General features: G+C 67.5%; 14 protein-coding genes and 3 pseudogenes. 11 read left to right on the top strand and 6 right to left on the bottom strand.

What is annotated here, in order from left to right; genetic code table 11:
• Positions 1-128 precede the first annotated feature (128 nt).
• A complete protein-coding gene (locus tag ACZ4VA_RS19035) occupies positions 129-1130 on the top strand; it encodes a DUF389 domain-containing protein (protein WP_389392270.1) in 1002 nt (333 codons plus the stop codon).
• Between the two features lie 355 nt (positions 1131-1485).
• On the opposite strand, the gene ACZ4VA_RS19030 is transcribed toward ACZ4VA_RS19035, so the two are convergent.
• Complete coding sequence (locus ACZ4VA_RS19030) at positions 1486-1962, bottom strand: hypothetical protein (protein ID WP_356175866.1); 477 nt, start codon at positions 1960-1962, stop codon at positions 1486-1488.
• 27 nt (positions 1963-1989) lie between these two features.
• On the opposite strand from ACZ4VA_RS19030, the pseudogene ACZ4VA_RS19025 reads away from it, so the two are divergent.
• Positions 1990-2985 (top strand): annotated as a pseudogene (locus ACZ4VA_RS19025) (IS110 family transposase); the annotation flags it as partial.
• Positions 2986-3021: 36 nt separating this feature from the next.
• On the opposite strand, the gene ACZ4VA_RS19020 reads toward ACZ4VA_RS19025, so the two are convergent.
• On the bottom strand, positions 3022-3573 hold the full coding sequence (locus ACZ4VA_RS19020) for a hypothetical protein (protein ID WP_468082129.1): 552 nt from the start codon (positions 3571-3573) through the stop codon (positions 3022-3024).
• A gap of 89 nt (positions 3574-3662) precedes the next feature.
• Here ACZ4VA_RS19020 and ACZ4VA_RS19015 point away from each other — a divergent pair.
• Positions 3663-4354 (top strand): annotated as a pseudogene (locus ACZ4VA_RS19015) (transposase family protein); the annotation flags it as partial.
• A gap of 236 nt (positions 4355-4590) precedes the next feature.
• Here the strand turns inward: ACZ4VA_RS19015 and ACZ4VA_RS19010 are convergent.
• The gene (locus tag ACZ4VA_RS19010; protein WP_468082127.1) at positions 4591-4986 is read right to left on the bottom strand and encodes a nuclear transport factor 2 family protein; all 396 of its coding nucleotides are present in this window, start codon (positions 4984-4986) and stop codon (positions 4591-4593) included.
• 407 nt (positions 4987-5393) lie between these two features.
• Positions 5394-6008, bottom strand: coding sequence for a DUF6233 domain-containing protein (locus ACZ4VA_RS19005; protein ID WP_468082347.1), 615 nt, complete (start codon positions 6006-6008; stop codon positions 5394-5396).
• A gap of 204 nt (positions 6009-6212) precedes the next feature.
• Between ACZ4VA_RS19005 and ACZ4VA_RS19000 the strand changes: the two genes are divergently transcribed.
• Positions 6213-6437 carry a LexA family protein gene (locus ACZ4VA_RS19000; RefSeq protein WP_355788997.1) on the top strand — a complete coding sequence of 75 codons (225 nt, stop codon included), beginning with the start codon at positions 6213-6215 and terminating at the stop codon, positions 6435-6437.
• Between the two features lie 445 nt (positions 6438-6882).
• Here the strand turns inward: ACZ4VA_RS19000 and ACZ4VA_RS18995 are convergent, their stop codons facing one another.
• Positions 6883-7146 carry a hypothetical protein gene (locus ACZ4VA_RS18995; protein ID WP_355788999.1) on the bottom strand — a complete coding sequence of 88 codons (264 nt, stop codon included), beginning with the start codon at positions 7144-7146 and terminating at the stop codon, positions 6883-6885.
• Between the two features lie 451 nt (positions 7147-7597).
• Between ACZ4VA_RS18995 and ACZ4VA_RS18990 the strand changes: the two genes are divergently transcribed.
• The 3 genes from ACZ4VA_RS18990 to ACZ4VA_RS18980 all read left to right on the top strand — a co-directional run bounded on the left by ACZ4VA_RS18990 (position 7598) and on the right by ACZ4VA_RS18980 (position 9206).
• On the top strand, positions 7598-7888 hold the full coding sequence (locus tag ACZ4VA_RS18990; protein ID WP_468082124.1) for a hypothetical protein: 291 nt from the start codon (positions 7598-7600) through the stop codon (positions 7886-7888).
• Positions 7889-8128: 240 nt separating this feature from the next.
• Entirely contained in the window at positions 8129-8422 is a 294-nt protein-coding gene (locus ACZ4VA_RS18985) for a hypothetical protein (RefSeq protein ID WP_468082122.1), read from the top strand.
• A gap of 451 nt (positions 8423-8873) precedes the next feature.
• Positions 8874-9206: a hypothetical protein gene (locus ACZ4VA_RS18980; RefSeq protein ID WP_355794330.1), complete on the top strand. Its 333-nt coding sequence runs from the start codon at positions 8874-8876 to the stop codon at positions 9204-9206.
• Positions 9207-9683: 477 nt separating this feature from the next.
• On the opposite strand, the pseudogene ACZ4VA_RS18975 reads toward ACZ4VA_RS18980, so the two are convergent.
• A pseudogene (locus ACZ4VA_RS18975) lies at positions 9684-10048 on the bottom strand (transposase); the annotation flags it as partial.
• On the opposite strand from ACZ4VA_RS18975, the gene ACZ4VA_RS18970 reads away from it, so the two are divergent.
• The 4 genes from ACZ4VA_RS18970 (at position 9951) to ACZ4VA_RS18955 (ending at position 12671) form a co-directional block, all read left to right on the top strand.
• Positions 9951-10166 (top strand): hypothetical protein, encoded by a 216-nt coding sequence (locus ACZ4VA_RS18970; RefSeq protein ID WP_468082361.1) that lies wholly within the window; start codon positions 9951-9953, stop codon positions 10164-10166. The pseudogene ACZ4VA_RS18975 and the gene ACZ4VA_RS18970 sit on opposite strands and share 98 nt — an antisense overlap.
• Positions 10167-10453: 287 nt before the next feature.
• On the top strand, positions 10454-10792 hold the full coding sequence (locus ACZ4VA_RS18965; protein WP_356176345.1) for a hypothetical protein: 339 nt from the start codon (positions 10454-10456) through the stop codon (positions 10790-10792).
• Positions 10789-10941 (top strand): hypothetical protein, encoded by a 153-nt coding sequence (locus ACZ4VA_RS18960; RefSeq protein ID WP_468082120.1) that lies wholly within the window; start codon positions 10789-10791, stop codon positions 10939-10941. The genes ACZ4VA_RS18965 and ACZ4VA_RS18960 overlap by 4 nt, the downstream gene beginning before the upstream one ends.
• Before the next feature lie 1217 nt (positions 10942-12158).
• The gene (locus ACZ4VA_RS18955) at positions 12159-12671 is read left to right on the top strand and encodes a hypothetical protein (RefSeq protein WP_356176342.1); all 513 of its coding nucleotides are present in this window, start codon (positions 12159-12161) and stop codon (positions 12669-12671) included.
• Positions 12672-13068 lie beyond the last annotated feature (397 nt).

The raw sequence follows: 13068 nt of genomic DNA, 5'->3' as shown, positions 1-13068 counted from the left end.
ACGGGGGGGCCTGGTCTCTGGCGTGACGTCCTGCCGTCATGGTCACGCCAGAGAGCAGAGAGAGTTGCGGCGCAGGGCGCCGCGTGTCCTTGCGATGCCGGGTAGGCATCGGCGCTGATACTGGGCGCATGCTCGGCCACTTGCGCAGCTGGGTCCTTCCGGACCGCCAGCGCCGCCCCTTGGAGGATCTTCGCGAAGACCTGGACCTGTCGGCGGGTGACAGCCGGTCCAAGCAGTCGGCCTTCTGGACGATGCTCTTTCTCTCCTCGGTGATCGCCGCTGGTGGGATCCTGACGGACTCCACCGCAACGGTCATCGGCGCCATGATCATCGCGCCGCTTTCCACTCCGATCATGGGGATCGCTCTGGGGGCGGTGCAAGGCCGGCGTAGTACGGCGGCTGCTTTCGTGGCGCTGGGCGGTCTGCTGGTGGTACTCGTGGGTGCGGCCGCCTCGCTGGTGGTGCCTCCAAGCTATGACCTGCTGTCCGACTCTCAGATCTCCGGCCGGACGTCTCCGGGGTTGTTGGACCTGATCGCCGCTCTTGCCACGGGTTTCGCGGGAGCGGTGGCGCTGGCCCGTAAGGATGTCGCCGCGGTCCTGCCGGGGGTGGCCATCGCGATCTCCCTCGTGCCCCCGCTCGTGGTCACCGGAGTCTGTGCCGGCCAAGGGGCGTGGTGGCTCGCGCTCGGGGCGCTGGTGCTCTTCGTTTCCAACCTCTTCGCTCTGGTCTTCGCGGGCATGACGGTCTTCTCCGCCCTCGAACTGGTCCAGGAGCCCGGAGGCAACAGGAGGCGGGCTTCGCGGCGTTCCTACGTCATGCTCGCGCTGCTGTTCACCGCGGTCCTCCTCCCGCTGGGTGCCAATACCGCGATGACCGTGCTGCTGAACACCTGGGCCTCCAGGACGCGGACCGCCGCGCAGAACTGGCTGGCCGGTACCCCTGGTGCGATGGTCACCAGCGTCGAGGCGCAGTCCCGAACCTTGTACGTGCACGTCCGCAGTCCCGCCGATCTGCCGCCGATCGAGGAGTTGCTCGGCGACCTCGAAGGCCGGATCCCCGACGGCATCCCCATCGTCGTCGACGCCACACGAGGTCAGCAGATCCGCGCCGGAAAAGTCGGGGGATGACGCGACGAGTGTCTTCTGCTTCCTCCACTTCCTCCGCTTCCTCCGCTTCGGCCGGACGCCGGTGTGGCTGGGAGTGGAGCTGGTCGTCAGCGTTGCCCTGCCTTGCCCCCACCGGTCTGTGCTGCCGAGGGTGGCGGCGTGCGGGTCCGGCGCAGGTCGACACCGTCCCTGCCCCGACCACGGACGGCTCGGGAAAAAGTGCGGCCGCCCCATCCCCAGGTCGGCCGGGGTGAGCGTGCACGACTGGCCCGTCGTCTCGGTCTCGGCCAGCAGGCGATCGGCCAGCGCCCGGTCGTCACCGACGGCGCTGCGCTAAAGGCTGTCCCGTGAGCGATCTCCGGGGGACGGCGGTGCGCTACCCCATGACCGCGCGAGCCGCGTCCAGAAACGCCAGCCGGTTGTCCTCCAGGTAGTCCCGCACACTTTCACCGTCGGGCAAGCCTTCCCATACCGTCCGGTTGAGGTCGAGGAAGTACGCGCGGGCCGCGTCGTGCACCGGCAGGGGGAACTGGATACGGATGAGCCGCTCCGTAACCCACAGCCTGTTCATGACGTCCTGGGTCGTGAGGAACCAGGCGTCGGTGTCCTCCCACTCCGAGGGCCGACTAAAGGCGGAACGTTCGGCCTCGGCCCCCACCTCGACGAACCGCTCCAGCAGCGCCAGCCGTTCCCCGCGCCGGGCCTCCGACAAGGCGAGCTGCTGCCGTTGCTGTTCAGCGCGTTCCGCCGAGAGTTGAGTTCTGTGCTGGACGAGGTAGGACAACGAGCCACCGAGGACAACGCCGCCCAGCGATATGAGTGACACCCACACCTGACCTGACATGCCGGTCATCGTGCCATGCCGTCGATCTTTATGACGATGGCCGCGGCCCGCTACCGAGACCGGCATTCCGTCTCGCGCAAGAAGTCCGACCCGGGCGACGCCCTGGTCCTGGCCAACGTGCTGCGGACCGACATGCACGCTCACCGGCCGCTTCCGCAGGACAGTGATCTGGCCCGCGCCGTCGCCGTCCTCGCCCGCGCTCAGCAGGACGCGACCTGGAACCGCCAGCAGATCGCCAACCAGCTCCGCTCCCTGCTGCGCGAGTACTACCCGGCCGCTCTCACGGCCGTCCAATCCTGGAAGAACGGGCTCTGCCGACCCGAGGCCCACCAGCTCCTCAAGCTGGCCCCGACGCCGGCCAAGGCCGCTCGCCTCACGCGCACACAGTTACAGACCGCGCTCAAGCGGGCCGGTCGTCAGCGAGGCATCGCCGCCGACACCGAGCGGTTCCACGAAGTCTTCCGAGCCAAATGGGCCCGCCAGCCGCAGCTGGTCGAGGACGCACTTGGTAAGCAGATGCTTGCTCTCCTGATTCAGCTGGAGGCCGCCTGCACGGCCGCTGACAGCCTCGCTGAGGCGGTCGAAGAAGCATTCCCGCAGCACCCGGACGCTGAGATCATCCTCAGCTTCCCCGGCCTCGGCACCCACCTCGGCGCCCGGGTACTTGCCGAGATTGGGGACGACCGACAGCGGTTCGCCGACGCCCGCGGCTTGAAGGCCTACGCCGGCGCATCACCTATCACCCGGGCGTCTGGCAAGAAGTCCAGCGTCACCCGACGCTGGGTGAAGAACGACCGCCTCAACCATGCCGGATACCTCTGGGCGTTCTCCGCGATCACAGCCTCGCCGGGTGCCAAGGCCCACTACCGGCGACGACGCGACAACCACGCAGATCGGCACGCCTCCGCCCAGCGCAATCTTTTCAACCGCATGATCGGCCAGCTCTACCACTGCCTCCAGCAGGACGAGCGCTTTGACGAGGCACTTGCTTTCCCAGCTCCGCCCGATGAAGCGGGCACCGTGGCCGCCTAAGAAGAGGCCGGATCTCACCGGCAGCGATCAGCATGCCTAGCGGGTCAGACGGCCCGACACGGCACGGAACCTCTCCCGCCCTGCAACGACGCTCGCGTCCCACAGACCTGAGGGGTCACCGCACATCGAGAGAGACTGGAGCCGTTGTTCCTCGGCCAGGAAGCGCGCCCCTGGAACGTTTTGGTCGAGCATGCCCATGGCGGTGAGCGCCGCATGGCCGCAGGACACCGCAGTGTCAGCGTTTCCCGAGCTGTGGGCCAACATGGCATACCTCAAGCAGAGCGCAGCGAAGAAGGCGTAGGTGTCGGCGTCATCGGTGATCCCCTCCTCGTTCGGCTGAAGCTCCGGGAACCGCTCCAGCAGGCGCACGCGCTCGGCAACGTCGGCGAGTGGCCGGTCGGCATGCCAAAGTTCGCGAACGGACTCCGCGCAGAGGTCCAGGTCAGCTTCCCGCCCTGGTACACCCGCCCGCAGGCCCACGAACAGCGGCGCCATGCGTTCGGCACAGGCAGCGACATACAGGCGGACCACTTCGTCGTGCCCGTCACGGAGCGCCTCCGCGACGGTTCCCTCCACCAGCGTCCCCACGTCCACCCTCATCCCGTTCGAACAGATCGACAGGCTACACAGCGGGCTGAGGAGCGCGGTTTGACGAGTTAGGACCCTGAGGTGTCTGGATAGCTCCGTTCACCGGGCTGAGCCCGTGGCAGTTCGGAACGTTGGTGACACTTCTACGGCGCGAGGGTGCAGACGCGGTGCGCGAGGGATGGCTGTGGGGCCTGCCGTTGGAAGTCCGGGCACTGCTGGTCGCCGCGTACTGGCGCACGAAGCTGACCATGCGCCAGCTCGCGCCGCCGTTCGGGGTGTCCCAGTCGGCGGCGGACCGGATCATCGACCACCTCGAGCCGATGCTTGCTCTCCAGCCCTGCAAGCGGTTCGCCAATGGCGCCGTGCTCATCGTGGACGGCACCCTCGTCCCCACCCGCGACCACACCGTCGCCGAGCAGTCGAAGAACTATCGCTACTCCACCAACTACCAGGTCTTCATCGACGCCGACAGCCGACTCGTCGTCATCGTCGGCTGGCCGCTGCCGGGCAACCGCAACGATTGCAAGGCATCGGAACTGCCCAGAGCCAAGGCCGCTGTCGGTAGGACCACGGTGGTCGCGGACGGGGTAACCAGTCTGGTCAATCCGCGCCGCCGAGAGAAAGGCCAGGGTGAACTCCCGGCCTGGAAGGAGGGACACAACGTCTCCCACCGCAAGGTCGGTGCCCGCGTCGAGCACGTCTTCGCCCGGTGAAGGGCTGGAAGATCCTCCGCGACTGCCGTCTCAAAGGCGACGGCGTCCACCGCGCCATGCTGGGCATTGATGCGTTCAGCGAGATCCGGCCAGGCGAACTGCACCAGGCCCTCCCAGAAGCACCCACTCGGCTCGTGGCCGGCCGCAACTACTGCGGCATTGGCGGCCAGGCCACCGGCAGCGAGCGCCAGCGATCGCCGGTGGCTCTACCGCTCGCATCCCTTGAGGAACGGCTCGGGGAATCAAGGAGATCAAACCGAACCATGGAACTGCGCACGGACCGGCGGGAGCCGGGAAGCGCAGTTCACGGCCCTCCGTCCCCATGAAGGTGGGCCACCCGCCACCACCCATCCTCGCGGCGGTAGACCTGCGTCACCCGGAGCGTGTAGCTCTTGGGCTCGCCGTGGACGGACACGGACGTGCGCTCGAAACCGGCCGTCCAGGCCAGCTCGCCCACCACGTCGCATGCCCGCAGCTCGAACGCATACGACGTGCAGTCAGCGAAGCTCTCCGCGAGGTGGGTGAAGAGCTCATCGACTTCGCGTAGCCCGAAGGCATTACGCCAGGCGCCGAGCACGCTCACAGGCTCCTTGTGGGACCACAGCGCCCTACGCGGGTCCGCGTCGCCGTTGTGGATTGCCAGTTCCGCCGCGTACAGGTCGGATCCGACCCAGGTCAGGAAGTCGTCGCGCTCACTCATGGAATCCATCGAAGCGCCGCTCCGGCTTGACCGCCTCCCAGTCCGGCAGGTGGGTGAGCCGTGATCGGACCGATTATAGGGTTGGCGGCGGCTTAGCCGAGCTTCGGGAGCCGACGTGGCCGGCAGCGGTTCTCGTGAAGAAAGCCACATGGTGGTGGGGCTCACTGGAGGTGGCGCAGGCGCTCACTGCGGCAATGGACACCACCGTTGCCGTACACACGGGCGGAGTCGCCTTGACCGCGCGCATGGCACCCGCACCACGGCAGGTTACAGCGTTGCGCAACGCTCCTGCGTCTTATCGGTGCGGCGCACCATTGCCCATGTCCTGGCACCCTGCGGGTCCTGTGCGCAGTAGGGGACTTCGCAATGGAGCGTTTGCCCCCACCAGGTCCCGGGCGACGGCCTTGCTAGCCCGACCACAGCAGGTCACTGCGTTGGGCAGACCGTGGTTGTCTCGCGACACGCGAGACGTCGGGGGAGCGGCGCCCAGGCTCGGAGCCTGGTGCGAGCGACGTATTGTGCAGTCGCGCGTGTGCGCGACCCGAACACCGATCACGGTTGCCTGGTGGGTGTCGCCGCGTCACCCCAAGGCCTGAGCCGGGGGTGCAGTGCGTGTAGGCGCGGAGTCCCGTAGCGAGCAGACGGCATGCTTCTTCGGCATCCACGCGGCGCCGGCGCTTCATGGCGGCGTAGCCGTCACTGGTGAGGAGTTCTACGGTCGGCCGGCCGTCACCGCTGTCGAGTTCCACGCTCCAATGCGGCGCTGCGGCCGCGCCTGCTCGCCGTGCGCGCGTTCGGCTTCCAGCCCCCGCGGCACCTCGATCTTGCGGTGGATGCGTTCGATCCCCAGTGCGTGCCAGACCCGTAGCGCTTCTAGGCGGGGGAGGTCGGGTGGCAGGCCGTCGGTCACAGTCTCGGTGCGTTGGACGGGGGTGTTGCGTTGGCGCAATAATTCGAACAGATGCTCTAATGGCGTGTATGACGCACCACTCGTTCCCGCCGGACCTGGTGGCCTTGCACATGTCCTGGATGCGCACCTATCGGGCACTCGCCCATGCGCAGCCGGGCAGGAGTGCGGGGCTGCGCCGGGAGCTGGTCCAGTTGCAAGCGCGGCTGCTGGATCACCCGTACTGGTCTGGCCGGCCCAGCAGCCCGACCACGGGCTGGGCTGTCCTGCGCGAGCAGGTCCGCGAAGACACTGCACTCACGGCGGGGAAGCGAGCAGGATGAGGCGCAAGCCGGAGTACCTGAGTCCCGGGCAGGAGGCGATCCTGTCGTGTATCCGGCGCTCGACCGTGGAATGGGGCGAGGCGCCGACGGTGCGGGAGATCGTCCACGATGTCGGCCCCTCCAGCACGTCGTCGGTTGTCTGTCAGCTGCGGCAGCCGGAGAAGCGCGGAGAGATCAGCCGCGAGGGGCGACGGCCAGGATCCGCTTGCCTGGGCCACTGAGGGCCTCCTCCACTCGGTCTGGGACGGCTGCCAGACTTCCTGGGCCGTGCTGGTGTCCTTCTATGTATCCCCGTGACGGCATCAGCACGGCTTCTACCGCGTAGGTGCCATGAACCGCTCCCAGTCTGCGCCTTTGAAGTCGCCTCGCTGACGGAGTCGTCGGCACGCTGTGAGGGTGACCAGTGCGCCGATCGTTGTGCACCGGCCTTCCGTTTCGGGTGGCCGGAGGGTCACGGTGCACTGCAGCGGCCGGACAGCGATTCCTGGTACCGCCTACAGCGACCACGACCTGGTCGTGTTGAGCTTCGCCAGCCGCCGCCTGGCGCGGTCCCGCCCGCCGAGCTGCTGAAAGGTACCGGAAGCCTGTGGTCACGGCACCTGTGGATCACGGAGGTGTCTAGGCTCCAAGCTCCACGAAGATGCCGTGACCGCGGGCTAGCTGTATCTAGGACTCGACGTACATGACGATGGAGTCGGGATGCACGCCGTCGTGCTTCATCGCGGCTGCGGCCTCCGGGCCCTGTAGTGAGGCCATCAGGGCGTCAAGGTTCGGTACGTCCATCGTCAGCGCGACCTGGGTCGGATCCTGCGGGTTGGTGAACGTTCGGATGCTCGTGACTCCGAGCGTCCCGAAGAATTCTTCGCGCTTCGACGAGGCGAGCCAGTGCTGGGTGTCGTTGACGCTGTGGTGGATAACAACGGTCGGCAAGGTTCCTCCTTCGTGGACAGACTCCACTTAGGGCGATGCGTCAACCGGCTTGACGCAGCCGCAGCAGACAATGATTGTCGGCCAGGGCGAGTGCATCTCGGGGGCAGGCTCGCCTAGCACGCCAAACACCGCAAAGTCCGGTCCCCGGTTTGCCTCGGATGATCGGTGATCATGTGATGCCGTGGAGGGCGAGGACGCGGTGGCGTTCGGTGCGGGCTCGGCGTCCGCACCTCCCAGGCTGAGCAAGTCCTCGACGATTTCCTCGAACAAGCCGCCATCCGCTGATGCAAGAGAACAGCAGTGTCGTGCCGGGCTAGCTACAGCGGCCGGCCCGACACTGCGCTGTCAATGCAACGTCGTTGGGGTCTCACTGGTCGTCCGGTGGCTGGTCTCGGAAGTCGGCGGTGCAGCCGACGGAGGTGTGCTTGAGCGGTGCTCGTAAGATGTTTGAATGCCGAAGCCGTTAGGGATGAGCCGTCGTACGTGGGTCGCCGCGTGGGCTGTGCTGTGCGTGGTTGGTATCGCTGCCACCACCGCCCTGAACGCTTCCGGGAAGTCTGGGGAGCAGCCCGAGAGGCCTGTCAGCACTGAGTGCGCCGAGTACATCTCAGAGATCGAGACGCAGCTGGACAGGGCCAAGGCGGAAGGCGACGACGATGGTGTGATCGCCCTATCGCGAACGCGGGTCGGCGCGGACGACTGCCATGACGAAATTCTTGACCACTTCGGCGGCGACCGGTGAGACGCCGTACAGGGCTCGCTGCGGCAGCGGGGCCGATCTGTGCCGGAGTGGCGTTCTTGGTGAGCAAGGCCCGCGCGAGGTAGCACCTTCACGGAACACGGAGAAAGCGTGGCTCTTCGCCTGGCCGGCCCGTGCCAGCCAGGCGAAGTGTTGTTCCGTAGCCAGAGGGCGGCTTCAGGAAATCGCACGGCGGGTGTGGACTTGGGATTCAACCAGGAATGCGGTGGCACCTTGAATTCCATGCCGACCGGGGCAGGCAAGGCGTACTTCGACCTCCCCGACGCGATCGGCAGCGTCATCGCCCTCACCGACGAGGACGGCAACAAGGTCGACTCCTACTCCTACAGCCCCAAGGCGTGCGCATCCTGGCCCAGTCCACCGAACCGGTCGCCCAGCCCTACCCCTTCGGCCGGCGGCTACCAGGACCCCACGGTGCCGTACGACTACAGCGGCCGCTACTACAACGCCCACATGGGCCGCTTCACCCACTCCGACCCCTCCGGCCAGGAACCCCTACCTGTACGCCTAGCGTGACCCCGTCATCCGCATCGATCCCAGGGTTTGCTCACCGGCTCCTTCAGCGGAGAGGCCTGCTTCGGCATCTGGGTCGGTATCGGCGGCAAGACCGACGGCGAGTCCGCCAAACCGATCGTCTCCTTCGCGTTTGGTTGAGTGCGATCCGCGTACGGAGCTGGTGCCGGTGTCCAGGCCACGCGGGTGGCGCAGTTGTCGTTCACACGGGATGATCACCGGGTTCTGCCAGCGTGCTGGCTTCTACGCTTTGTTCCGGGGGGATGTCGTGGACCGCTTAAACCGTCATCGTGGTAAGGCTCTGGCTGCCGTCGTGCTCTTCACGGGCATGACCATGGCCTGTTCTGGGCCGGCCGCGACCTCGAAGACTCCCCAGCCGCAGAAGGCGACGAGCTCCAGCGCCGTACCCACAGCGCGCACGACGCCCAGCTCCGACCAGGAGCGGTTGGATAGAATGGCCCGCGACTTGCTCGGCAGGACGGATCAGTTGGGTTCTGACGACGCAGACTTCGTCTCGTCCGGCTCTCTCGCCATACCCGGCATGAACCTGGACGAGACCGTGGGGTCCGGCGTCGCGCTGCGGGTGGAGGTGGCATGCGTGGGGGAGGGGACGGTCACCTTCACGGCCGTCTCCGGCACCGTCAAGAAGGCTGAGCGTGTCGACTGCACGCGGTCGATGACAGGCAGGGTCGACATAATCACGGCCGGGCCGAGTCTCGCGATCCAGGCTGACTCCCCGGAGGCGGAGAAAGTGGGTACCGCCTACGTCGTACGTCGTGTCACCTGACCGTCGCGGACACGACGCCTTTCTGTCTCCCCGACAGGCCGAGCGATTCGCGACGTGTGGCATGGGGATTGATCTGGAGCTGCACTCGGCAGGGCCGGCACACGACAGCTGTCGCAAGTCCCCCGCAACGCTCCTGCGGAGTTCCCACGGGCATGGCGACGCACTGGCCGACGCACCCGATTCGCCTCAACTCCGCGGAGTGTCCGGAAGGCTCACCGCCGTCGATCCGTATCGGGACACGTCGATGAACGAGTAAGGGGCTGTGACCGCCCTCCAGGAGATCCGCGGCTGGAGGGGGAGTCACGCTTATGTCTGGGAGTCATCGGCCGCCTTCTCCATGGGCTTCAGCCTTGCCCCCGAGTACGCCCAGGGCCAGTACCCCGGTGTCCTTGGGCTCGGCTTCAGCACGGGTCAGGCTCTCGCCCCCGCGATCCTCACCGCGGTGGTGCTCGGACTCGACACGACAGGCTGGCTGCTGCTGGCGTCGTTCTTGACATGGTGCTTGCTGCCCGGCCGAGCGCGGTCGACCGGGCTGGGACCGCTTTTGGGCCCCGACGTGCGGCCCGGACGTGGGACGAGTCGATCACCGCCCTCGACGAGTGAAGCTGGTTCTTCGATCGCAGCTTCTTCAGCAGGAGCGCGTGCAGTTGGTCCCAGATGCCGGCCTCGTTCCAGGCGGCCGGGCGTCGCCAGCAGGTCATGCCGGAGCCGAAGCCCAGTGCCTGCGGCAGGTACTCCCACTGGATGCCGGTATGCAGCACGAACAAGATCCCGCACAACGCCTGCCGGTCCGGCACCCTCGGCCGGCCCTCGACCTGCTTCGGCCCTGGCTCGGGCAGCAACGGCTCGCTCAGCGACCACAGTTCATCCGAGACGATCCACGGCCGCGACTGTCTCTTCCCCGCGACCACACCAACGATCCAGCAGGCCGACAGTCACATGATCAACAACTTTTGTTAGAGCCAGTAAGCCACGGCTTAAGGGCGTGGCCACACCACACGACACCCCGGAGCATTCATGGCATTCCGGCGTGTCCGGGGAAGCCCGACGCCGGAGCACTGGAGGTACACCGCCTTCGGCAAAAGGGGAGTATGCGCATGACCGCTTCGCCGACTTCGCCACGGTGGCGCTAACGCCGTGCGTAGATCCGGTGTTCGTTGAGCGGTGACACCGCTCGGCCGGCCCGGGACCTGCTCCTACATACGTGTTCCGCACCCAGAACCGACGACACAAGGGGAATTGATTCCATGACCGTCACAGCAGCACGCCGCACCATGTCACCGCGTCGGTCCGCCGCCCGTACGGTGGCCGTGGCGGCCCTGTCCGCCGCCGCGCTCCTCGGCGGCGGTCTCACGGCCCAAGCCGCCGCGCCCGCTCGGACGACGGGCGGGGCCGTGGAGCTCGCGCCGGTGTACCAGCTCGGGTCCTACGCCAACGGCTCCACGATCCTCGCACCGCTGGGTCTCCTCGGCGTACACCGTCCGCATCACCAGCTATCCCTGCGAGTAACGGGGACCCGCGCCGAGGACACCGTTCCCCAGCCCTTCAACAGGCCGCTGCCGCCCCGGCCGTCGACGTTGCTATGACCGCCGACAAGCTGCTCGCCAGCGATCCGAGCGACTCGGAGCACGCCATGGCCGAACTCCTCAACTACGTGGCCGCCACCTGGGACAAGCAGGACCTGCCGCTGAGCGAGTACGCCCAGGTTGTCGCCCGCACCCTGCGTACCCAGTAGAAGAGGATCCGCCCATGTCCAACGGCATCCTGCGCGACGCGCTGACTGCCCGCGCGAAGTGGACGGGCGCCTGACACAGCGCGAGGGGCCACGCCGACTTCGGCATGGCCCCTCATGCACTGTCAGGCGGCTGCTCTGCCCGTCGCTACTTCAGCCCGAGACTGGCCAACGCGGCTAGCTTGTCGGCACCCCGGACGGAACGCCGGGATGGACTGGGCCGGTTGCTCGGCCGCAGGTACGCGTCGCCCACCCAAGCTGAAGGGCGGGCAGCGCCTGGAGCTTGGGGGCGGGCTGGTGCGGGCGTCGTCTCGACGTGAGCTACAACGGAGGGTTCATCCTCGTGATGTCGGCCATGCTGGTGGGGATACCGGCGGCCCTGTTCCTCGTCGTCGGGTGTTTGAACGGCAAGACCGCGGGGGCTGTCCACTCCGGACCGGTGCGACGGTCGTCGTCCTCTGCGCGCTGGCCGCCGGTTTGTGGGGTCTGGCCTCCCTGGTGCCGGCCAGTCCTTGCGACCACAGCGCGGCGCGGGAATGCGCAATGCACACGCCTTGAAGCCGATTCCGGGCGGTCATCGTTCCTCTTGTGGCGACCAGCAGCCCAAGGACAGCGGGTCCAACGTGCCCGCCGGCGTCGTAGAACCGCGCCTGTCCCGTGCGGACCCTCCACATGCGGATGGACCGCCTCACACAACCCGCCTTGATCGGCACGTAGTTCGCCGGGAGAGCGCCCGGAAGATCCCAGGGGCGGGCACTGCACCCAGTGCGTTTAGGGCCTGGTCCGGTGCCGCTGACCCCGGGCCGCGAAGGAGTCCGGCCCCCGTGCGCTCCGGGGTCCCCGCTGGTCACACCGCCGCTCACCAGTCGTCTGATGCGCTTCCCACCCACGCGATCGGCCGGCCATCGTGTTGCGGCCCCAGTGCGGTTCCTCCATCGAGGTCTCGTGCCCGTCGGACAGGACGCAGATCCGCCCCTATTTGCCGTGCTTGCCTGGACAGAGGCCAGCGAGCCGGGCCGCATCGCCGTCGCGCACGGCCTGGTGGTATCAGTTCCGGAAGCCTCTCCCGCCGGGCTGAGGCAACTACACCGGCGCCCGGTAGCCCCAGCCTCGTTCTCCGGCTGGTCTTTTGACCAACTAGACCCATCCCAGTCGCTTTCGGGTATGAACTGTTAAGAGGGGCAGGAATCGGCGGGAGCCGGGGAGAGCGGGGAGGCGCTGTGGGGAGCGAGATCTCGGACAGATTCCGGTACAGCATCACGCACACCTATGTCACGCGGCACGTCGGTGACAGCACACAGACGGCGACGCTGGCCAACGCGGAGGCGGGCAGTCTGGCCCGGTTCGCTGACCGGCCGAGCGAGATGAGCGTATTTTGCGAGCACTGCGATGCGCGACTGCGCGTCGTGCTGCGTTCCACGGGCGACGTACGGCAGCGGCGGCGTACACACCGCCTGCTGTGGCCGATATGGGCAGTGCTGGCCGTGTTGAGTAGCTGGGGCCTCGTGCATGTGCTGCGGACCGGTGACGGCCGGGGGGCGGCCGACCTCCGCTTGTACCTCACCGCGGCCGCGACCGTCCTTCTCGGGTACGGCGCCCTGCGCAGTCTGGTTCTCACCCGGGGCTTCGACACCCCTGAGGTGACCAGGACGGATGGGCGGGAGCCGTACGGGGTTCGCCACAGCTGGACCACACCCCGGCAGGCAGACGTCGAGGACCACAGGCCACGCTGACGGGGCGTCCGGGATGGTTGTGCCTGTGCCGGTGTTCTCGGGCGCGGCGGTCGTTTTTGGGGGCGTGTCAGTTCGAGTCAGCGTGCCGGTGTCGGGTCGGCGGGGCAGCCCGGGTTGGTGCGGCTGTCCCGGGCGGGTGGGGCAGTCTTGTGGTGGTGGGGGAGGGCATCGGGTGCCTGGGTGTGGCTGTGTGGGAGGTCGGTGTGTGGCCTGCTGGGTGGGGGGCGGGTGAGTGCGGCGTGAGGGCCACGGCCACGTCCGGTGCTGCGCCGTCAGGCGACCCGGCTGTCTGCTGTGACTGGGCTGGTGGGTGGCTCGTGCTGTGGGCTGGGTTGAGTGTTGGTCGGTTTGTGCCGGGGCCGGTGCTCCACGCATGTGGGCTGTGGCGTCTTGGTGG

The sequence above is a fragment of the Streptomyces sp. NPDC028308 genome (assembly GCF_055565855.1).
Note: the sequence above shows the minus strand (reverse complement) of the source record. Positions and strands in the feature narration are given on the sequence as shown.